The 23,439-nt window shown below is 39.1% G+C and carries 12 protein-coding genes and 1 pseudogene; 8 read left to right on the forward strand and 5 right to left on the reverse strand.

Going from position 1 to position 23,439, the window contains the following annotated elements:
* Positions 1 to 237 precede the first annotated feature (237 nt).
* The 5 genes from RMY31_RS09415 to RMY31_RS09435 form a co-directional block, all read right to left on the reverse strand.
* Complete coding sequence (locus tag RMY31_RS09415; RefSeq protein ID WP_409877814.1) at positions 238 to 2,133, reverse strand: iron uptake porin; 1,896 nt, start codon at positions 2,131 to 2,133, stop codon at positions 238 to 240.
* Positions 2,134 to 2,463: 330 nt separating this feature from the next.
* Positions 2,464 to 3,276 carry a response regulator gene (locus RMY31_RS09420; protein ID WP_322664382.1) on the reverse strand — a complete coding sequence of 271 codons (813 nt, stop codon included), beginning with the start codon at positions 3,274 to 3,276 and terminating at the stop codon, positions 2,464 to 2,466.
* Positions 3,269 to 5,794 (reverse strand): hybrid sensor histidine kinase/response regulator, encoded by a 2,526-nt coding sequence (locus RMY31_RS09425; protein WP_322664380.1) that lies wholly within the window; start codon positions 5,792 to 5,794, stop codon positions 3,269 to 3,271. The genes RMY31_RS09420 and RMY31_RS09425 overlap by 8 nt, the downstream gene beginning before the upstream one ends.
* A 132-nt stretch (positions 5,795 to 5,926) precedes the next feature.
* Entirely contained in the window at positions 5,927 to 7,435 is a 1,509-nt protein-coding gene (locus RMY31_RS09430; protein WP_322664378.1) for an ABC transporter substrate-binding protein, read from the reverse strand.
* Positions 7,436 to 7,522: 87 nt separating this feature from the next.
* The gene (locus tag RMY31_RS09435) at positions 7,523 to 7,822 is read right to left on the reverse strand and encodes a hypothetical protein (RefSeq protein ID WP_322664376.1); all 300 of its coding nucleotides are present in this window, start codon (positions 7,820 to 7,822) and stop codon (positions 7,523 to 7,525) included.
* Positions 7,823 to 8,317: 495 nt separating this feature from the next.
* Here RMY31_RS09435 and RMY31_RS09440 point away from each other — a divergent pair, with 495 nt between their 5' ends.
* The 8 genes and pseudogenes from RMY31_RS09440 (at position 8,318) to RMY31_RS09475 (ending at position 23,277) form a co-directional block, all read left to right on the forward strand.
* Complete coding sequence (locus RMY31_RS09440) at positions 8,318 to 9,601, forward strand: serine hydrolase (protein ID WP_322664374.1); 1,284 nt, start codon at positions 8,318 to 8,320, stop codon at positions 9,599 to 9,601.
* A 250-nt stretch (positions 9,602 to 9,851) separates the two neighbouring features.
* On the forward strand, positions 9,852 to 10,361 hold the full coding sequence (locus tag RMY31_RS09445; RefSeq protein ID WP_322664372.1) for a pentapeptide repeat-containing protein: 510 nt from the start codon (positions 9,852 to 9,854) through the stop codon (positions 10,359 to 10,361).
* Positions 10,362 to 10,905: 544 nt separating this feature from the next.
* Positions 10,906 to 12,699, forward strand: coding sequence for a peptidoglycan-binding protein (locus tag RMY31_RS09450; protein ID WP_322664370.1), 1,794 nt, complete (start codon positions 10,906 to 10,908; stop codon positions 12,697 to 12,699).
* Between the two features lie 675 nt (positions 12,700 to 13,374).
* Positions 13,375 to 14,580, forward strand: coding sequence for a response regulator (locus RMY31_RS09455; RefSeq protein WP_322664368.1), 1,206 nt, complete (start codon positions 13,375 to 13,377; stop codon positions 14,578 to 14,580).
* Between the two features lie 460 nt (positions 14,581 to 15,040).
* Positions 15,041 to 15,402, forward strand: a pseudogene (locus RMY31_RS09460) (response regulator transcription factor).
* Between the two features lie 54 nt (positions 15,403 to 15,456).
* The gene (locus RMY31_RS09465) at positions 15,457 to 15,927 is read left to right on the forward strand and encodes a chemotaxis protein CheW (protein WP_322664366.1); all 471 of its coding nucleotides are present in this window, start codon (positions 15,457 to 15,459) and stop codon (positions 15,925 to 15,927) included.
* 132 nt (positions 15,928 to 16,059) lie between these two features.
* A complete protein-coding gene (locus RMY31_RS09470) occupies positions 16,060 to 19,356 on the forward strand; it encodes a GAF domain-containing protein (protein WP_322664364.1) in 3,297 nt (1,098 codons plus the stop codon).
* A gap of 297 nt (positions 19,357 to 19,653) precedes the next feature.
* A complete protein-coding gene (locus RMY31_RS09475; protein WP_322664362.1) occupies positions 19,654 to 23,277 on the forward strand; it encodes a hybrid sensor histidine kinase/response regulator in 3,624 nt (1,207 codons plus the stop codon).
* Positions 23,278 to 23,439 lie beyond the last annotated feature (162 nt).

Raw genomic sequence — 23,439 nt, forward strand, 5'->3', positions numbered from 1 at the left:
GATTCTAATGCAACATTTTAGCCTTGACACGCCACTACTGGCGTGTCAAGGCTAAAGTAGTGCAATAGAAAAATTCGATTATGTGTCTAAACTTCAATTTTTCAGAGATTTTTAATGCAACATTTTAGCCTTGCCATGCCACTACTGGCTACTCAGCAACGCCAGTCGCCTCAACGGGGGGAACCCCCGCACGGCGCTGGCTCCTCAGCGCTCAGCACTTTCAAGCTAGCGCGAACGCTAAAAGCTGAACGTCGTTCTAAAACCACCTATAATAATATCTTCGTTGTTAGCATCTTGGTTTGGCGCTGTAATCCAAGTCAAAGAGGGAGTTATAGAGATTTGGTCTGAAAGCTGATGCCGATAATAAGCTTCGATATGCAGTGATGTATCATTTTTAAACTTTGGATATGGTATGTCGCTTCTTAGACCCGTAAGAGTCGGCTCCATGCCTACAACTAATCCCCCTTGGTTTCCTTTCTTAAACAAATCAGGAAAGGCAGCTTGCACTGAGTAAGTCCAAATATCAGCATCTCCTTTACCAAGTAGTCTGGCTTGGATGAGGTTAGCCCAACCCCCAATTACCACTTTCGGACTTATAGCGAAGTAGCCACCAATTTGATAAGCATTGCTACTAACCGCTGATGCTTCGTCAAACAAAACACCAGCATCATCAAAACGATTTGCCAGGGCAGTACCGACAAAACCATTGCCTCTGAAAACTTGACCATTATTAAAGCCAAAATTGCCAGGATTAAAGTAGCCGTGTTGATATAAAAGTTGCAAAAACAAGCCAGGATTGGGGTTGTAGTTAATCTGGGCAGCAGCAACGTAGTCTCCATTGAACAAACCCCCTGCTTGGGACTCGTTGGCAAAAGTTCCTAAGTAGGTCAAAGTTAGTACTGTTGAGTCTACAACCTTATAACTGGCTGCAATACCAGCCCCTCCCCCCACTAAATAAATAGGGGGTGCCTCGGCAAAAGCACTAGTAGGGCCGCTACCAAGGCGATAGTAAGGAAGAAACTGGGAGAGTAAAATTGGACTAAAACGATACCTATTAGCTGCAACCACATTTATTAATAAATTTTCACCGATTGGAAATTGATATTCCAAACCGAGTATTCTAAAAGTGTTAAGAGTATCGCCTGAACCAGTGGTATCGCTTGAACCTTCTCTTGTAGAACCGACATCTCTGCCATTGTTGTTTGTTGCTAGCTCAGGAAATGCAGAGCTTGTGGCTCCAATAGCGGTAAATAACGAATCTCGACCTGTAAAGCTAGTCAGCAGGCCCAAGAAGAGATTGTATTGAACGTTAGCTTGGGGATTACCATCTCCTGAAAAATAAGCATTAGTTTGAACTCTTAAATTACCCAACAGTTTGGTGGTGGTAGAGAATTGATTTGCTTCTATTTCCGCTGTTTGAGCTTCTAGTGTATCTACACGACCGCGCAGAGTTGCCAGTTCGGCAGAAAATTCATCTTGTAAGCGCTTTAAAGATACTAAGTCTTCTTTAGTAACTAGATTATTTGTCGCTGTAGCAATCAGTTCGTTTATCCGGTCTAAACAAGTATTCAAACCTGCGGCAAATTCATAACGGGTTAAAGCACGATCTCCACGGAATGTAGCATTAGGATATCCAGCAATACAACCGTAACGCTCAACTAGCGATTGCAAAGCAGCAAATGCCCAGTCTGTTGATTGTACATCAGAAAACTGAGAAACACTATTAATTTGCCCTAAACTTTCATCAGTATTGCTATTCTCTTCGTCAAAGTTGTAGTTTGGCTTGACGTTATTATCTGAATAAAAGTTAACAGGAGCAGAACTATTTGGCAGCCACTCTACTTGACTAGTATTTGCTAGATTTAAGCTTGATGAAGTATTTGAAGATGTTTGAGCAGATTGGTTAAAAAAAATGACAGAAGCTGGGAAAGTTTTTGTATTTACCTGATTTATAACAGGAATTTGAAGCTCGATCGGGTGTGACTCGTTAGTAATTTGTGGTTCTTGATGAGGAAATGTTTGAGTGGGAGTTGCTTGAGGTGTGGTTGAACTATCTATAATTGTTGCTTGAGAAGGATTAATACTAATAACTGAAGTAGCGATCGCAGCAACTGTCACAATTGGACTAGTCAATAATTTTTTTAAAAAAAACATTTTCGTAACTCCCATACCACACATTAAATGCACTGAAACGCGAAAACTAACTTTATACTTTAAACTTTTAGGTTAGCAGCAGTACATAAGTATAATTATTTGTAATAAAGTTTTAAAATATACCAAATTTTTTCAGAAATCTTTGAATTAATAACTTCCAACAAGTTATGCTTCTGCCTAATCTTATATGAATCGCAGCTATGAATTGAATCCAACAATTAACATAGGGTAGGTGATGTAGTTTCTAAACAAGCAAGGGAAACTTATTAAAATAATTACTTCTAATCCACAGCGATCGCCTGTTCAAAATTACTCAGAGTTAAGATAGCGGATGCTAGCACAATGGTATTCTTGTCCGTTAAATTCTAGATAATCGACGCTGATTTCTACGTTGACATGGCGATTATCTTGAGTTCGGTGAGTAGATTCAAGCACTAAAGAGCCTTTGCTTCTCACTTCTTGCCAATGCGATCGCCACTTAGCTTCCTGATAATTTGGGTCTATATCATAAACAGACATGTTCAGCAATTGTTCGCGAGAGTAGCCTAAATTACGGCCAGCTGCTTCATTTACGTAAACAAACTGGGCATCGTAATTCACAAAAAAGATCGAATCCTTAAATCTGTCTAAGTAAAACTGACTAAGCCGCAGTGCTGATTCTGCTTTTTGGCGATCGCGAATTTCCTGTTGTAAAAGTATATTTTGCTCTGTGAGTTGCTTTTGCAACCTACGAATAGTCAAATTATTCTCTACACGAGCAAAAACCTCTTCTTCGCTAAAAGGTTTGGTGATGTAATCGACCCCACCAACAGCAAAAGCTTTGACTTTATCGAGTACTTCATCCAAAGCGCTAATAAATATTATTGGAATATCGCGGGTTTTCTCGGAAGCTTTCAGGCGTTGACAAACTTCATAGCCATTCATATCTGGCATCATGATGTCAAGTAAAATTAAATCTGGTGGGGCAGCTTGGGCTGTCTTTAAAGCTGTTTGTCCGTTAATGACTCTGCGGATTTCATACCCCATCTGAGTTAGCATAGCAGATAACAGTCGCAGATTGTCTGGAGTATCGTCAACAACCAGAATATTTGCTTTCGGCAGCTGAACTCGATCGTTATCCATTGTTTTCTGGTTGTGTTAAATCAATGACTTTATCAATGCGAAAGTTATTGACCCAATCAGTCAGGGCGTGTGCTAAATAAGCTGATTCTTCAGGAATTTGCTCGAGCAAGCTGAAAATCAGCTTCTCATCAGTACACAGAGCTGCTTGGTGTAGCTGTGCTATCCACGCAGAGGGCATCCGAGCTAGCGCCCCTTCTAATGATAAAAGCTGATGGTGTGAATTTTTTCCTAATTGCTCTTGTTTAATAGTTGCTTGCTCATAGACATAACGCACCCCCAGATATTTAGCCATTTTGTTCAAGATGACCTCCTCGCGGAAGGGCTTACGTACAAAGTCATTACAGCCTGTAGATAGAATCACAGACCGTTCCTCATCAAAGGCGCTAGCAGTCAAAGCAATGATGACAGCAGCTTGGCCTTTTAGAGTACCTCTAATCTGTTTTGTGGCTTCATACCCATCCATCACGGGCATTCGCATATCCATCCAAATCAGATGCGGTTCCCAACTTTCCCAAAGGTTTATCCCTTCTTGACCGTTTTCTGCTTCGCGCACCTCAAAGCCAAGTGAACCCAGCATTTTGACTAGGAGTAGACGATTCTCCCATTTATCTTCAACTACTAAAATACGGTACTTTGGTTGATTGGGTTCTAGAGCGATCGCTCTTCGTTTTTGTTGGAGAATTTGAACTTCAGTTACTGCGGTTGGACTAATTTGTATCTCAAAAGAGAAAATAGTTCCTTGACCCAAAGTACTGCTGACAGTAATATGTCCACCCATCAAACGCACGAATTGTTGACTAATGGTTAAACCCAAACCTGTTCCTTGCTGAGATTTCCGACCAGCTTCGGTTTGGACAAAGGGTCTAAACAATTTTTCCACTTCATCGGGTGCAATACCAAGACCAGTATCTTCTATTTCAAAGTGAAGGTGAGTGGGAGGTGGGGACTGGGGATTAGGGAACTCAGGGCCCCCTCTGGGGATTAAGGGCAATGGAGACTGAGAATTAGAAGTTTCTCCATTTGCAGTCTTTGCTCTGACGCGGAGTGTTACACCACCTTCTTCAGTAAATTTGATGGCGTTACCAAGAAGGTTAATTAGCACTTGACGCAATTTACTTTCGTCTGTTTGCAAGTATTGGGGAAGTTCGGGGCTGCGCTCAAAAATTAGCCGTAAACCTTTGGATTCTGCTTTTAATTGGAACATCTCTTCGAGTGAGTCAAGCAGACTGTGTAGGTTAAAGCTGTTTTCGTTGAGTGTTGTCAGACCTGCCTCAATTTTGGCCATTGACAATACGTCATTAATTAAGGTCAGCAAATGCTCGCCACTGCGATTAATAATTTCCAGATGTTCTAACTGAGAAGGATTGATAGAGCGATCGCGGATCATAATCTGAGTGAAGCCGAGTATGCTATTGAGGGGTGTGCGGAGTTCGTGGCTCATGTTTGCCAAGAATTCGCTTTTAGCACGGTTGGCAGCTTCAGCTTCTTGGGCTTTTACCTCTAATCTGTGGCTGTAATTTTCTAGCTGTTCGCGAGAAATTTTCAACTGCCGCGTCAGCCAATACACTCCGAGCAATAGCACTCCTACCGACACCAGTCCTACTAGCACAATTGACCCTGCCAGTTGGCGAGCTGGGGCAAATGCTTCTGCCTGATGCATCTCCACCAATAAAGCTAGGTCTTGGTCATTCAGCCAGTGATAGACTCCAATTACTGGCACATTAGCGTAGTTATTATAAAGTCCAGAACCACTAACTCCGCTCATGGCTGCATCAATGCCTTGGCTGCTAATTCCTTCAGGAAAATCTTGGTTGTTGGCTTGCCCTTTCGAGATAAAAGTGTTTTTAGTGACTAGAGATCCTACTAAGTAGGTTTCGCCGCTTTTACCCAAGCCTGTACGTTCGCGGACAATACTATCAATTCTGTTTAAGTTCAGGTGAGCTAAAATTACACCTTGGCGGACTCCGGCTTTGTTACGTAGAGGTGTTGCCAAGGTGACTGATGGTTTACTAGTCAGAGGTGAAACATAGAAAATCGGGGCGAAAGAATCCCCAATCTCATTTTTTTCAAAGTAGGTAACGTTAGCTAAAATTTCGTAGTCGCCTTCGCGACTCTTATTAGTAGATACGATAATCTGATTACTGCGGTCAAGAATAAAAACTTCTTTAAAACTAGGCTTGATTTTGGCTACAGCCTTCAGGTAATCTGAAAGAATTTTTTGTGATGCACGATAATTTGCATCAGAGCGTTGTTTGGAACTAAATATGATGTTTAGATTGCTTTGGATGTCTGGAAACTGAGTTATGAGCAAAAAATCTCGTTGTTGATCTTCAAACCAACGGGCAATTTCTTCTTCTTTGAGAGTAGCAGCAACACTAAGTCGGTTAAAAGCAGCTTGCTTTAGTGCCTCCCTAGCTTTAAAGAAAGCAACTCCTCCCACCACACCAACAGTCACTAGGGACAGGAGTAAGAAAGAATTGGCGACTCTAGTGGTTAAATAATGATTCCAGAACTTCATAAGTTAGGGACTTTGAAATCCATTGGATTTTAGATTTTGGATGAAAAGTCTTAACTGTAATTTTGCATTTTACACTACTCCCTAATCCTATCTGGGCGCAAGGCCTTGCGCCTCTGCCCACTCCCGATCTTCTTAGCGCCATTGGGCGAAAATTTGCTTGATGCGTGCGATCGCTTCATCAGCTGCTTGCTCAGGAGTGATATGATTGACAACAATTCGATTGAGAGCCTTACCCCAGACATTTTCTGCCAAAACTAAGCTATAAGCTGGGTTTTGGATGCTGTAATAAAAGCGCGTTTCACCCGCAACTAATGTTTTAGTAACAGTCGATATATGCGGGTCAATGGGATTTGTCCAAAAGGAGTTTTGCCAGACTGGCTTCATGACTGGAAAATGACGACCTCCAGCAGCTTCGAGATATTTTTCTGTTACCTCTGGTCGGATTAAATAAGCGAGAAAGTCTTTAGCGATTTTCTGGTTCTGAGACTTAGCCAATAAAACCGCTTCTTTCAGGGTGACTAAGTAGCGCATTGATTTCCCGTTGGGTTTATTAGGAAATTCCATAGTGCCCAGCTTTTTATAATAGGTGTTAGGGTCTTGACGAACAGCAACAGGTATCGACAGCGTGACGTTGGGAGTCATCACCAAAGCGCGATTCAGTAATTTGCGATTATTGTCTGGATTTAACCATTTGATTGCATCTGGTGGGACATAACTCTGCTGGTAAAATTTTGTATACCAATCTAAACTTTTCACAATACCTTGACGCACGTTCAGTTCATCGAGTCGAAGTTGACCCTGTGCATCTAGAAGTTGAATATCGTATGCCTCTAATATCTGCTCAAATAAGTAGTAAGTATCGGAAGCGCCGATAGAGAAAGGAAATCCTAACCCGTAAATTTTTGATTTTTTATCTTGTTTTTGTTGTCCTTGGAGGTCATCCTGCACTTGTTTCCAAAACTCCCAAAAACCATCCCAATCTTTCGGAATATCACTTTCATTCCGACCTACTTGCTGGAGTAAATCCCGCCAATAAAAGATGTGAATAGTTCCTTGATGAATTGGTACTGCATAGTAGCTTTGTTTTTTAGTAACGTTGCTATAAAAGTAAACAGCTTTTAGTATACCTTCAGAAAAAAAACTCTTAACTGGCTCAATTACATCTGAAACATCTGCTAGTTTGCCTGCCCAAGCAAGCCGTGGATTTAGCTCTGTCTCAGCATTGTAACCCATCATAATATTAGGTGGATTGCCAGACTGAATTGCTCTTTGAGTTTTCTGTGGTAGTTCGTCGTTAGTATAAAAAGAAAGTTTAACTTTATTACCAGTTTGTTTTTCCCAGTTGCGAACAATCTGCTGGAGTGCTTCATCTTCTTCTACGGTGAAGGCCTTATCACACCAAATCTTCAAAGTTTTGCCAGTACTAGCAGGTGCAATAACTGAAGATAGGTCTGATTTCGACGTATGAGTACAGGCAATAAAAATCAAATTAAGTATTAATGCTATGAGTACATAACAACGATTTAACTTTTGGCGGAGCTGAGTTTGCTTGCGTACTGAATTATGGTTTTGATGAAATATTTGCTGATGCTTAAAATATTTGATAATTTGATAAAATTTTCTTTTAAATACTATGTTCACAGCAGCTCACCTTGAATCTCCTTGTTGTTGCTGATTGAGGTAATTATCTTTGAATCGGGAATTGAGTAAAAAATTAGTTGTTTTGAATTAGCGCCATTGGGGGAAAATTTGCTGAATGCGGGCGATCGCCTCGTCGGCTGCTTGCTCGGGAGTGATACGATCTAAAACTATACGAGTTAAAGCCTTACCCCAAACATTCTCATCTAAAACTATGCTATGAGCTGGGTTTTGGGAACTATAATACAGGCGAGTTTGACCCTCAAGTATTGTCCTAGCAGCAGCTGAAATATGCGGAGCGTTGGGATTTGTCCAAAAAGGATCTTGCCAAACTGGTTTCAGTACTGGTAAATTGCGTCCTCCCGCAGCTTTGAGATAATCTCCTATCACCTCTGGTTTGCTTAAATAAGTTAATTTATCTAAAGCTAGCGATCGCAGTCAACTTTGGTTAAGTAGCCCTCATGAACAGCTTACACCAGATGAAAACGTTAAAAGAGGCGCATGGCCTTGCACCTGTACAGGAATTGGGACTAGGAAAGATTAAATTTTTACTTTCAACCTTATGCCTTCTGCCTTCGGATTAAATATTGTAATTTTCATCAAAAATCATCGGTATTGAACCTCTGAAAATACTTTTACGTTTATTTCAGCTTCTCAGCCTGAATATATTGATTTTTCAGCAATTAAACCCCAATATTTTGATTGAAAATAAATAAAGCATAAATATCAGTCAAAATTTTTTTATTTTGTAGTGGAACTATTTTGTGCTATCAATGTCTTGACTAAAAAATTATCACTTATTTTCATCTGCTTTCTTCCGGATATACCGGGGAAGCGAGGAAAATTTGTGCTAGTAAATCCTACTGTCGCTCATAAATCACACGAATGAGATTACGCTTTTTCTTGCCTAGCGTTATCAGCATTTTGCTGCTTTCTTCTGCTGCCAAAGCAGCTAGTTTAGAATCTTGGTACTTTGACACCGCACAAAATCAACTCAACATCACTACAGAGTCGGGAGTTCAACCAAGAGCATTTTTAATTAATAATCCAACGCGACTAGTTATTGACCTTCCTAAAACCCAACTCGATGGAAATACGGTTCGTCAACGCTTTGGCTCAAAAGTTCAAGAAATACGCATTGGAAAAGTTGACTCCGACACAACCAGATTAGTGGTTGAATTAGCACCTGGATACACAATCTCTCCTGAAAAATTGCTCATTAAAGGTGACTCTTCCTCTCACTGGATAGTTAACTTTGCATCAATTGAGCGCAGCAATGATAATATTGCGTCCTCTGTTGAAGAAAAGATTCCTGTTACCATAGGTGGTGTTTCTCCTTTTGCTGGCGTTGTTCCTTTAGGCAGAGAAATATCGCAGCTAAGTTCTCAGGTTAAAGGATTGATGGCTCGTTACGGTTCTCTGGAACCGGGAATGTTTTTCTTGGATTTAGACACTGGTAACTATCTGGACTTTAACGGTGAGAAAGCATTTCCAGCTGCTAGCACAATTAAGTTTCCTGTTTTGGTGGCGTTATTTCAAGAAGTGGATGCAGGTAGAGTCAAGCTCAATGAAAGCTTGGTTATGCGGCGTGACTTAATGACTGGGGGTTCAGGAGTAATACAGTACAAACGACCTGGAACTAAGTTTAGTCTTTTGGACACTGCTACCAAAATGATTACCATCAGCGACAATACCGCTACCAACATGATTATTGACCGCTTAGGTGGTAAGGCTAAGTTAAATCAGCGTTTCCGGAACTGGGGACTACAAAACACTGTGATTCGGAATCTGCTTGGCGACTTCAAGGGTACTAACACAACTAGCGCTAAAGATTTGGTCAGACTGTCAGCGCTAATTGTTAATCAGAACAATCAAGTACTGAGTAATTCTAGTCGTAGCCAGGTCTTGAGTCTGATGCGTCGTGTCGAAAACAGAAGCTTACTACCTTCTGGACTTGGTAAAGGCGCAGTAATAGCTCACAAAACTGGAACGTTGGGAGTGCTTCTCGGTGATGCCGGTATTATTGAGATGCCGTCGGGTAAACGCTATTTAGCAGGCATTATGGTGAGAAGACCTTTTAACGATTTAAGAGGTAAGGCTTTTATTAGTCAAGTTTCCCGACTCGTGTATAGCTACTTAGGTCAGCCGAACATAGCTAGCCAACGTTGATAAGTAGAAGGTAGAGGGGTAAAGGAGCAGAGGGGAATTTATTACAAGTCTTTTCCCCCATCTCTTCATTTCCCCTACTATTTCGATGGAGGATAATGTCTCTGATTGGCAGTGGGAAAAAATAGTGTTTAATCACTTGAATTTATCAATTGGAATAAAGATAGTATTTGATATTATTAATCGACTTATTTAAAGTAAAAACATCAAGCAGTTTAGTGGCGGTTCTAAGAAGCAAAGCCGCCGAAGTCTTATGAATAAATCAACTTCAAAAAAATTAACTAACTGGCTCGTCAGCGCAGTATTTCTGGTACTTGTAGGGGCATTTTCTCTACTTAACCAGCCTAGTGCTAGCGCTCAATTACAAACACCACCCGTAACCACGCAATATACAGCTGTTCCCATAACATCCGTAGCAGCAAACGTTAGGCATTTACTAGAAACTAACGAATGTGTAGGGTGCAACCTCATGGGAGCTACGCTCAAAGATGCAAACTTGCCTGCTGCAAATCTGGAAAATGCAAACTTACAAGGTGCTGACTTAGAAAGAGCAAACTTACAAGGAACTAATCTGCAAGGTGCAAACCTACAAGGTGCAGATTTGGGCAAAGCGAACATCATCGGAGCAAACTTGGAGAGAGCTAACCTATTTGATGCGGACTTAGAGAAAGCAAATCTCACAGACGCGAATATATTAGGCGCAAACTTCCAAGGGGCTGATTTGGAAAAGGCGATCGGGCCACAAGGATTCACTATGCAGTGATGAAAAGTGTATAGCTATAGTGCGTTAAAAACAAAGGCAGCTATGCTAGAGGATGACAGTTGCTACAACTTTGGCAACCAAAGCAAGGCGCTGTCTCCAGGAAACTGATTCCAGGGAAGATTCTTTAGATTCACAAAACACTACAAAATTGTCAGCGTATCTAACAACAGGTTTAATAAACATTAAGTATATCTTCATGGAGAATCGGTATAGTTGTTAGGACTTACGCATTGACAGCATTTGAAATAACCCACGTAACCAGCTAAGAACAACTTTGAAAACTCATAGAGTATTGTCCTAGCTGACGGATCTATCACTAATAGAGAAGCTACAGTTGCTTTCTGTAAGGTGGGCTTTTTGCCCACCTATTCCTCATTTTTCATTAGCAGATGCAATTGATGAGGCATATCAGACTAAACAGTTTGGTAAACAGAGGCAGAAAAACTTTCATACTCATTTAACACCTATACTTTTACAAGTATAATTATTTAGATGTAAGTAACATTTTTTACTATTTAAGCCTTGCTTTGGCTATTCCTTAACTATGGACACACTTGCCTACCTTCATTTAGCCGAAACTTATGAGGCTGCTGCTAATTCGGAACTGCAAGTTGTTGCTGATTCCGATTTATTTTTCCGAGAACTAGAGTGGGCAAAGGATTGCAGAGGAACGTTGATGCTCTTGGCCTCTTTTGCGGTTGGTCTGGGTTGTTTTAGCTGGTCTAACCCAGCTCTAGCTTTAAAAAAGGGTAACAGAAGTTCGCAAGTGACAGCCCTCCAGCAAAAGCTACAAGCATCTGGATACTTTCAGGAATCTATCACAGGATATTTCGGCCCCGTAACAGAAGCAGCTGTAATTAAATTTCAGAAAGCCAATGGATTAATCGCTGATGGGATTGTTGGCCCCCAGACGTTATCAGTGCTGGAATCTGGTTTAGGAACATCAAAACCTTCATTCTCCCAAGACACTGCCCCGTCTTCTTCAGTCAATGATGAGCAAGCAAAATTGGCTGTCTCTCCTTTACTTCTGCGAAGAGGTGTCAACAGTTCTCAAGTGATTTCCCTCCAGCAAAAACTGCATACAGCGGGATACTTTAAAGAACCCATTACAGGATATTTTAATGCTGCAACTGAAGCGGCTGTGATTAGATTTCAAAAAGCCAATAGACTAGTTGTTGATGGCATTGCTGGCCCAAAGACACTATCAGCACTAGAATCTAGTCCAGAAACACCGATATCCTCAGCTTCCCAAGCTACTCCTTCGTATCCTGTGGTTGCTGAAATCCCTAAACAACTAAAAAATCACGACAAAAAAGAGGATATCCAGAAAACTTTTCCCAGTCCTCAAAGCCAGATGAAGCTCACAAAAACTATTTCTGGCAAGATTTCACCCAAATCGGTAGTGTATTCGGGTAATGGTTTATTCTTTGCCCAAAACATGATGTATAACCATACGATAACTGTATACAACCGAGAGTATGAGTTAGTCAAAGTCATTCCTGATGAAGTAAATTTATCCAAATACGGTTATTCAAACTTTAAAGGTAATTACAAAGGTGCGCCTGTCGAGGCCAGTTTTTCCCATAATGGCAAGTATGCTTGGGTTTCTAACTACAAAATGTATGGTCCTGGTTTTAACAGGCCTGGTAGCGATAAATGCAGCCCATCTCAAAAAACTGACAAAAGTTTTTTGTATCGAATTGATACTGAAACTTTAGATATCGATCGTGTAATTCAAGTTGGGTCTGTGCCAAAATTTGTAGCAACTTCAGCCGATGAGCGTTTGGTACTAGTTAGTAACTGGTGTTCCTGGGACTTAAGTGTTGTAGATACTGAAAAGAATCAAGAAATTAAACGGATTAAACTAGGCCCATATCCTCGAGGAATTGTTGTGGATGCCGCTTCAGAAAAAGCCTATGTTGCCGTAATGGGTTCTTACGAAATAGCGGAAATAAATCTCAGAAATTTTTCGGTTAAATGGCTAAGAAATATTGGTCAGTCACCACGGCATCTGAACATAGACCCCGCAGGTAAGTATCTCTACGCCTCATTGAATGGTGAAGGTAAAATTGCCAAAATTAGTTTGCCAAATGGTAAGTTAATAAATAAAATCTCCACAGGTAATGCTCCGCGTAGCATGGTTCTATCGGATAATGGTCAACGGCTTTACGTTGTTAATTACGGGGACAACACAGTCAGTAAAGTTCGCACCAGTGACATGAAAGTAATCCAAAAAGTTAATGTTGATGCCAATCCAATTGGGATTACTTACGATCCAGAAACTAGGGAAGTTTGGGTAGCTTGCTATTCTGGTAATATTATGGTGTTTCAGGATTAAATAAAAAGTTTATTAGCAGTGTAGAGTTTTACTGTTTGTCCATTTGATTTGCTAAAAATATGTGGAAACTTACCATTGTAATATTCCTTAATTCAACGAAATTCAGATAACGACATTCAGCAACTCTACATCATTGATAGATAACTATAAATATTATTAGTAATAATAATTTATTTCGCTTATTCACGCTTAAAATACAATATTTATTAATAAATATAAATTTTGTAACAATAGTTTAACATGTTTGAAAGTCTAATAAGACAATCAAAAATTTACATAACACACTATCTTTTTAAATAAAAATCAGAAATTCCACGGTTATGAATTAGCATCAAAGTGCTTAATAATGATATAACACTAATGAATGCATCTTAATCTTGGAGTGTAGCAATCTTACTTGAGAGGTGAAAATTAGTGAGGCAGTAGAGTCATTTGAGAGGAAATTCTGTATGAGATAGCTCCTCTACTAGTACTGCATTTGCTGTCTCCTCACTTCTGTTGAGTCTCTCAATGTTGACTCAAGAAAGCTATATACCACCACATCTAAAATAAATGGGCTGCTATCAGAATTAGCTTGCCGATTTTATTTGCGATCGTAAATATGCTTGCAGATAACTATATAACTAGTGTGGGTTTTGAAAGGGCTGACTTACTTCTTAATTCAGGGAACAAAGTATGACCCACCCGGAACTGATGGTATCGAATAATATACTTAATGAATTTAAAAACTGTACTCAACTGCAATATAATGGGCAGTTAAATATTAAGAGTTCAAAAGGAAATCAATGGACTTTTTACTATCGGTTAGGACGAATTGTTTGGGCAACAGGGGGAACTCATCCTTTTAGACGTTGGCGGCGTTATATGGCTCAACATTGCCCACAAATTGATGTGGATAAAATGCAGTTACGCCAGCAAGACATATCAATTAGTTACTGGGATTATCGCCTCTGGGAGATTTTGTATAAAAAACAAAAAATTCAACGAGAACAAATTAATACTATTGTAGAAAATACGATCGCAGAACTTTTATTTGACCTAGCACAGCAGACAAATTTTGTGGCTGGAAGTTGCGATCGCAATCAAGAAGTCATTCTAGAAACACCAATGAGCTTCACGAGCGCAGATGTGTCTATGAAGTATATGCAGGACTCGTGGAAGATGTGGTCAGAAGCTGGTTTAGCGAATTTTGCTCCTGACTTAGCACCAATCTTGCGGAAACCAGAACAACTCCAGCAGTTGGTAAGTCCATCTGTCTACAAAAACTTTGTAACTTTGATTAACGGCAAACACACACTGCGGGATTTAGCAGCAAAAATGAAGCAGAGTGTTTTGCCTGTCACTCGTTCGTTACTTCCCTATATTCTCAAAGGCATTATTGAACTAGTAGAAGTACCCGATTTGCCTTTGCTAGTTACGGATGTAAAAAACAATATCTCCACACAACCAAAAAAATCGACTGCCCCACTGGTAGCCTGTGTGGATGATAGCCCTCAAGTCTGTAAAATGTTAGAGGAAATTCTCACCTCAAATGGCTTAAGGTTTATCAAGATCCAAGATGCTGTACAAGCTCTACCAACTATCATTCAAGATAAGCCAGATCTAATTTTCTTAGATTTGATCATGCCAGTCGCCAGCGGTTATGAAATCTGTACTCAGTTGCGACGAATTTCTGCCTTCGCTAATACACCCGTGATTATCTTAACGGGCAACGACGGTCTTTTAGATAGAGTCCGTGCTAAGGTAGTTGGTTCTACAGATTTTCTTACTAAACCTGTAGCAACCGATAAAGTCATGAGTGTAGTACGTAAGTATCTACCTGTACAGGCTCCTCCTCAAGTTAACAGCAAACCTCAATCTTCTTTAAAGGTTTGTCCTTAGGAGGCAGAAGAATTTTAAATTTAAGATTTAAGATTTTTGATTGAACAATATAAAATCCAAAATTTGATGGGCAAAATAGGTTTTCAGTATTAGGTTAGCACTTGTACAAAATTTGGATAGGTAGTATTTGTTCAGATTCCTGACAGGAGAAAACTTTTTCTGAAAAATTTTAATCGCAACTTCAAAATCTAAAATCAAAAATTAGTATTAGTTATAGTCATACTAAAAAAATTTTGTTTTGGATTTAATGACTATAGTCTCTACTATTTGTTGGAGTCATAAAATATTTTTGTGGCTTTTAATATCAATGTGAAAGATGTGAAGATTAAGTATTTTTTCTGAGTCATATATAGCAATGATGAATCAAAATTAGATAAATACAAGTTTTTGTATTTATCTAATTTTGATTCACCTTTGAAATTTGCTTTTCATCTTTAGGATAAGTTGATAGATAGTTATTATGAATACCGTTTTGGTTGTTGAAGATGGTTTGACTAATATGGAAATCCTCAGCCGTTACTTGCAACAAGCAGGTTATTCTGTGATAAGCGCTATAAGTAGTGAAGAAGCTCAAGTCAAAACAGACAGAACTAAGCCAGACCTAATATTTCTCGACGTAATTTTGCCAGGTAAAAGCGGATTTTAAATTTGTAGAGAGCTAAAAAATAATCCCGATACTAGTAAGATACCTATGGTTTTTGCTCTACAAAAAATAGCGATGTAGATAAAATTTGGAGCAATATGTTAGGTGCAGAAGCTTACCTTTCTAAGCCGATTAATCAAGAAGAACTCATATTAATTTTAAAGCAATTAAGCAAATAAAAGTATATACAATAGTAAATCAAAAAATTATTAACAATTAAAGGACAAATTACTTTGGACAAGCAAAAATTTTTAAGTTTTAATTTAGGAGTAAGAGATACAGCAGTAATTTCGTTGCAGCACGTTACAGAAGTTGTGCAAATATCATTGGCGGAAATATGTGCCGTGCCTCAAGTGCCGAGTTGTGTTTTAGGTATATACAACTGGCGTGGCGAGATGCTTTGGTTGGTTGATTTAGAGGAGATGCTAGGTTATTCATCACTTTCGCAAGGAGGAAATTTTCTCTCTAAAATGATGGTTATTGTATTAGAGATAGAAGGTAAATTTTTGGGACTATTAGTGCGGCAATTTATGGATATTGAGTGGCTTGATACTAGTCAAATGAAAGCTCCATCTACTGAGTTATTTTACTCGAAAATGACACCTTTTTTACGAGGATACTTTATTAATAATGCTGAGGAGATGATGTTTAGTTTAGATGTAGTAGCAATTATTCAGTCTCCTATGTGGGCTATTCATAATTGACAGTCATACTTCTAAGGGAGAGAGCATTATACATTTGCTGGTATCAAGTTTAATTCAAAAATACCTTAGAATATCGAGCTTTTAATTAGTAAATTATTAATCTGATAATAACAGAAGTTGAGGTTTTTGGAAATGACGATCGCTTATCATAAAAGTCAGGAAAATGAACATCTACTTTCTGAAGTTAAATCTTTAGAAAATCAGGAAATGACTGTTAATAATTTATCTCCATTAAATGTAGTTTCTCAAGAGTTTAAAATTTGGCGACAGCAATTGCAAGAAATTGTTACTCAGATGCGCCAACCTTCAGATATGGATACACTCCTGAAAGTTACTGTAACAAAAGTCAGGGAGAAAATTGCTAGCGATCGCGCCTTGATTTATCAATTTAATTCGCTGGAATCCGGTACTGTTTTAGCAGAATCGAGAACACTAGGTTGGACACCTACTCATGGCGAAAATATTCCCGGAATTCTTTTTGGTTTATATAGCAATCAAGACTATTTAGAACCTGTAGCTGTTGACGATATCAATCAGATACAACTCACACCACATCAAAAACAACTGCTAGAGAAATTTCAAGTCAAAGCCTGTTTGAGTTTACCGATTGTACTACAAGGTCAAATATGGGGTTTACTAGCAGTTAACAGCTGTACTTCTGCACGCCAGTGGCAAGAAGCTGAAATTACTCTGCTATCTCAAGTTACAACAGAACTAGCTCATAGATTGCAGAGCTTTGAATTTCAAAGAGAATTGCATCAGCGAACATTAGCAAAAAAATCAGTAGCTAAAGTCGTTGACAAGATTCTGCGGGTATCGAATGTCGATAAACTGTTCCAAACAACCACTCAAGAAGTGCGGCAATTACTCAAATGCGATCGCGTCGGTGTTTATCGTTTCAGACCAGATTGGAGTGGCGAGTTTGTCGCTGAATCAGTGGGTAATGGTTGGATAAAAATGGTCGGCCCTGATTTTTATATGGTCTGGGAAGATACTCACCTGCAAGATACCCAAGGAGGACGTTATGCCAAGGGTGAAAGTTTTGTAATTAATGACATCTATAAAGCAGGCCATTCTCAATGCCACGTTGATATTTTAGAGCAGTATCAAATGATGGCATATGTCATTGCACCGATATTTTCTGGGCAAAAATTATGGGGCTTGCTAGCAGCTTATCAAAATTCTGGGTCTCGCGATTGGCAACCTTGGGAAGAAGCCTTTTTGACTCAGATTGGCTTGCAATTTGGTGTGGCTATCTCCCAAGCAGAATATATAGAACAAGTGCATACAAAATCTGAGCAACTAACTCAGATAGTTGAACAAGAGAAAGCTTTAACCAAGATCGTTAACCGCATCCGTCAATCTTTAGATGTAGATAGCGTCTTTAAAACGACCACTCAAGAAGTACGGCAATTACTAAAATGCGATCGCGTCGGTGTCTTTCGCTTCAACCCCGACTGGAGTGGTGAATTTGTCGCTGAGTCAGTGAGTAATGGTTGGGTAAAATTGGTAGGCCCTGATATTAAAACTGTCTTGGCAGATACTCACTTGCAAGAAAATCAAGGGGGTCGATATGTCAAAAATGAAAGCTTGGTTGCTAATGACATCTATCAAGTGGGTCATTCTCCCTGCCACGTGGAGATGTTAGAGCAGTTGGAAGTTAAAGCCTATGTGATTGTACCTGTATTTTCTGGCGAACAATTGTGGGGCTTGTTGGCAGCTTATCAAAACTCAGGCTCTCGTGATTGGCAACCTTGGGAAGTTAACTTTTTGACACAAATTAGCTTGCAATTTGGTATAGCGATATCACAGGCAGAATATCTCGAACAAGTGCGGGTGAAATCTAGACAACTAGCGCAGTTAGCCGAACAAGAAAAAGCTGTCACTAAAATAGTCAATCGCATTCGGCAATCCTTAGATGCACAAGACATCTTCAAAACAACCACTCAAGAAGTACGGCAATTACTAAAATGCGATCGCGTCGGTGTCTTTCGCTTCAAACCCGACTGGAGTGGTGAATTTGTCGCTGAGTCAGTAGCTCATGGTTGGGTAAAACTGGTAGGTTCTGATATCAAAGCCCTCAGTGAAGATACTTACTTACAAGAAACTCAGGGAGGTCGCTATGCTAAAGGTGAAAGCTCTGTAGCTAATGACATCTATCAGGCTGGTTATTCTCCCTGCTACGTTGAAATGTTAGAGCAGCTTGAAGTCAAAGCTTATGTAATTGTGCCTGTATTTTTTGGCGAGCAATTGTGGGGCTTTTTGGCAGCTTACCAAAATTCTGGCACTCGTGATTGGGAAGAATCGCAAGTCACTTTGTTAGCACGCATTGCCGACCAGTTGGGACAGGCATTACAACAAACTGAATATTTGCAACAACTACAGGCGCAATCAGCAAAATTAGCAGAAGCAGCAGCCCGGGAAAAGGCAGACAAGGAATTACTACAACAACGTTCGATTCAACTTTTGACAGCCCTTAGACCTGCCCTAAACGGTGATTTAACAGTACGTGCGCCAATTACAGAAGACGAGCTAGGCACGATCGCTGATGCTTACAATAATACCCTGCAAGCACTACGGCAAATTGTCATCCAAGTCCAAGCAGCTGCCCAACAAGTTGCCCAAACCTCTGGCGACAGCAATACTTCACTAGCAGGACTGACCAATCTAGCAAAACAACAGTCCGATGATATTACCCAAGCTTTGGGCGAAATTCAACATATGGTGGACTCTACTCAAGCTGTAGTGGCTAACGCCGAGTTGGTGCAAGCAGCGGTGCAACAAGCCAACCAAACTGTAGAGTCTGGCGATACCGCGATGAACTTAACTGTCAAAGCCATCCAAACGATTCGCGATACCGTCGCCCAAACTAGCAAAAAGATTAAACGCCTTAGCGAATCTTCGCAAAAAATCTCCAAGGTGGTGAATTTAATTAGCAATTTTGCCACACAGACAAACGTACTAGCTTTGAATGCAGCGATTGAAGCCACCCGTGCAGGTGAATATGGTAAAGGCTTTGCAGTGGTAGCTGATGAAGTTCGTTCTTTGTCTCGCCAGTCAGCAGCAGCCACCATCGAAATTGAAAAATTAGTCCAAGAGATTCAAGCAGAAACTGGAGAAGTCGCCGTAGCGATGGAAGCTGGTATTCAGCAGGTAGTAGAAGGAACAAATCTTGTCAGTGAAACTCGCCAAAACTTAAATGCGATCGTTTCTGCAACTGCCGAAATTAGTCAGCTAATCCAACAAATTACCGCAGCTACTCATAAACAAATGGGACAATCTGTAACAGTAACAACATCAATGAAAGATGTCGCGGAAATTGCTGACAAGACATTTGCTGAATCGCAAGAAATTGCTACTGTCTTCCAAGATTTATTAGGAATGGCGCAAGAATTATTATCGACAGCAAGTAAGTTTAAAGTCAATTAAAAAAGAGTTAGGAGTACAGACGCGATTAATCGCGTCTGTACAGGAGTTGGGAGTTGAAAACATAGGCTTGAAAATCCCAGCTTCAAAACTTTACCATTAACTCTTAACTGTGAGTTTTGAGTGGCAGCCAGTGGGATAGAAAATGGTAGAAAGTATTATTTTTTATAACATTCAAAACTAGTAAATATTGATTTAACAAATGAACTCGCTTATGCAGACGAAATCATTCGTATTTTGAATTCAATAGTAAAAACAACTGAGAACTCCATAAATTGAGTAACTTTTAACTCCCTTTTTATGATTACAGACGCAGAAATTCGCGAACAAGGCTACATCTATTTTTTGGCAGAAGCACCAGAATTAGTGCAAACTATCGAGCAAGAACTGTTTAGCTTGTCCGAAGGTTATAACATTACCAAAATACATAATATGATGCGGGCAACTCACACAATTAAAGGTGGAGCGGCTACCGTTGGAATAGAACTAATTCAGACGATATCCCATTCTCTAGAAGATGTATTTAAAGCTCTGTACAACCCAAATCTGGTAATTGATGCTGAATTGCAAACCCTCTTACTACAAGCTTACGAATGTCTTAACTTAGCATTAACTAAAGAATTAAGAATAAGTAGTATAAATGATGAGGAAATTATTCAGCGAGCTACTTCAGTTTTTGCCCAAATGCAAGCAAAACTTGGTGATGATTTTGGCGCTGATACTCATATTCCCACTTCCCAGGAATTAGGATTTGATATTGTTCAATCAATATTTGAAGTGGGAGTAGAGCAACGCCTCAAAAGTCTTGTAGAAACAGTTAGCAATCCTCCAGATAATGCTAATTTACTAAATTTTTTAGTCTCGCAAGCTGAAGTTTTTCTTGGACTTGCAGAATCTTTAAACTTACCTGGATTTGGAGAAATTGCCAAAACAATTCTAGCAGCACTGCAAGCAAATCCTGCCGAGGTATGCCAAATTGCAGAAGTTGCTCTTACAGATTTACAGCAAGCACAAAAAGAAGTACTAGCAGGCGATCGCACTTCTGGCGGAACACCTTCTCCAGCGTTACAAAAACTTGCAATAGTGGCATCTGTGGAATCACATGCCGATTCATATGATACACCAGCTACAACAAATATCAAGCCTGCATTTGTAAGTATTGGAGAAGAATTTTGCCGATTTTTAACTGCATCTGGCAATACTAAAAATGAACGCATAAAACCAACAACTGCCAAGTTGTATTTAAAAGTAATTCAGTATATTTTAGGTTGGTTTAACCATCAGATGGAAGTACCAGAGTCAGAACTGGCGCTGACTTTACTTATTTCCAACAATCATGAAGAAACCCAATTTAGTTATATTGAAAATTGGTTAGGCAAATTTCTGGATTTTGTCCGAGATGAAGAAGATAGCTACAATCTTTGTCTTTATCGCCATGGTGTCATTTTAATCATTTTACTTGCTGTTGCTAAATTTCACTATTCTGCACATAAAAATGACAGCAACGTTATTTTGATCCAAAAGTTGCAAAACAAAATTAGCCAATTAGCAAAAGAATATAAAAAATATCCTCCTGTAACTGCTAAAGAAAAAAATTGGCTTGATAATCCTAAGTTAAAAAAATTGCTCTTTGTTAAAAATATATCTTATTCAAGTGATAATCTTGTAGAGGCAATATGGGGAGAAGAAGCTTATCAAAATATTAATGAGGAAATCGAAACTAACAAAATTACAGAAAAATATCAGATTAAGGATTATTTAAAAGCAGTTGAACCATGGTCTGCCAATGAAAATAATATTATGAATATTCCTGGCTCAACTATAAAAATTAACGCTCAAATAGAAGAACAATCCCAGTCTGTTAAAAGTAAAAAATATCGACAAAATTCGTTTGTGCGTGTGGATACAGAGGGGCTACAACGCATCAATTATTTAGCAGGAGAATTGCTAATTCATCAAAAACGACGGACTTTACATGATGAACAAATACAAGAAATTATTGAACAATTATTGCAACGACTTAATAGACATCAAGAAACTTTAAATCAATTACGCGATCTACCTTTACAGAGACAAAACTTTACATTACAATACACACAAAATTTTGCTAGTGTGAACTTTGATTCTCTAGAAATGGATGTATATACAGAATTTAATTTGACGTTACATGAAACCATAGAAGAGACGCTACAGCTACAAGAAACTACAGAATCTCTTGACTTACTCCTCAAACAAGCAACTCAAATTAGTGACAAAAAACAGAGTTTAGCTTTTAGTATCATCGATAATTTAGTAGAAGCGCGGATGTTACCATTGGGAAATATCCTCAATCGCTTTCCCCAGACGATCAAAAATTTAAGTAATGTTTATCACAAGTTAGTAGAATTGAAACTCACAGGCACAGGAGTGTTAGTAGATAAAGCCATAGCTGAAAAGCTCTATGAACCCTTATTACACCTAGTACGTAACGCTTTCGATCATGGTATTGAATCTCCACAAATTCGCCAGGAAAGTGGTAAAGCAAAACAAGGTTTAATCGAAATACATGCCTATCATCAAGGAAGCCAAACTATTATCGAAGTTCGAGATGATGGACAGGGTTTAAATTTGGAAAAACTTCGTAAAAAAGCTATTGAAATTTATCACTTACAAACGGAAGAAAAAGCTAATATCTATGCTGCTAATTTAACTGAATCCGAACTTTTAGATTTAATGTTTTCGCCCGGATTTACCACTGTTGATAAAGTAAGTAAAATTTCTGGACGTGGTATAGGGTTAGATATTGTACGTTCACAGATGCAGGCACTTAACGGCTCAGTTTCAGTTCAATTCTTGCCCAATCAAGGAACAACCTTTATACTTAAGATTCCTTTTTCTATGACTACAGATAAATTAATGCTAGTCCAGTCTGGAGGTATTGTTTATGCCTTGCTTTTGGATAGTATCGAAAAAATATTAATTCCTTCTGCTCAGCAAATTAAGGAGTATGAAGGTAAAAAAGTCTTGCATTGGAACACCGACCAAGATGAAGCTATGGTCAGCATGCATCATCTTTCAGATTTGATGTATTATCACAGTTCATTTTTCAACAGTGCAAGTTTACCCAGTATGCCAACTACTCATGACACAGAAATCATGAAAAGTCCGGTACTTTTACTGCGGCGAAATCAAGGAATTTTTGGTTTAGAAATTGACCAAATAATTGGCGAACAAGAACTGGTAATTAGACCTTTAGGAAATGCGATCGCTCCACCAAAATATATTTATGGTTGTAGTAGCTTAGCCAATGGTAATCTCATCTTAGTAATTGATGGTGCCCTACTGTTGGAGTCTAACGAAATGCAAGCAACTCTTGATATTACAGCACTACCAGCAGCTTATTCTACTAAGAAAAATCCCTTGCAGATATCAGGATATACTGCTCCATCAATCCCATTACTAAGTGCTTCTGCTTCCACAGATACTATAGAACAACCACTAATTCAGTCTCTAGAACCATATAACAAAACACCAAAAGTAGTCTTGATAGTAGATGACGCAATTAGTCTTCGGCAAACCCTTTGTCTCACATTGCAAAAATCAGGCTATCAAGTAATACAAGCACAAAATGGCGTAGAAGCTCTAGAACAGTTGCAACAACATCCCGAAATACAGGTTGTGATCTCCGATTTAGAGATGCCGCGAATGAATGGTTTTGAGTTATTAGGCAATCTCCGACAAAACCCAAATTTTGTAAAAATACCAGTAATAATTCTTACTTCCCGCAGTGCGGATAAACATCGCCAACTTGCTCAAGAACTAGGCGTACAGGCTTATTTGACCAAACCTTATTTAGAGCATGAGTTTCTCTCTACTGTCGAAAGTTTAGTTAATAAAAACGTCAATAATTTAACTACATTAGTTATGACAAAAACACAATTTTAGTGATGATATATTGACTACTCTATATCAATTAGAGTATTTTAAAAACTTCAATTAAAGACAAGTTTATCTCATGCCTGTTGTGTCCAGGAAAGATCGGCCTATTCAATAGGCTTAAATAAATTGAATATTTGTGACTTTTAGAATTTGACTTATGTAAATCGG

The organism is Dendronalium sp. ChiSLP03b (assembly GCF_034531165.2).
Lineage (GTDB): Bacteria > Cyanobacteriota > Cyanobacteriia > Cyanobacteriales > Nostocaceae > Dendronalium > Dendronalium minutum.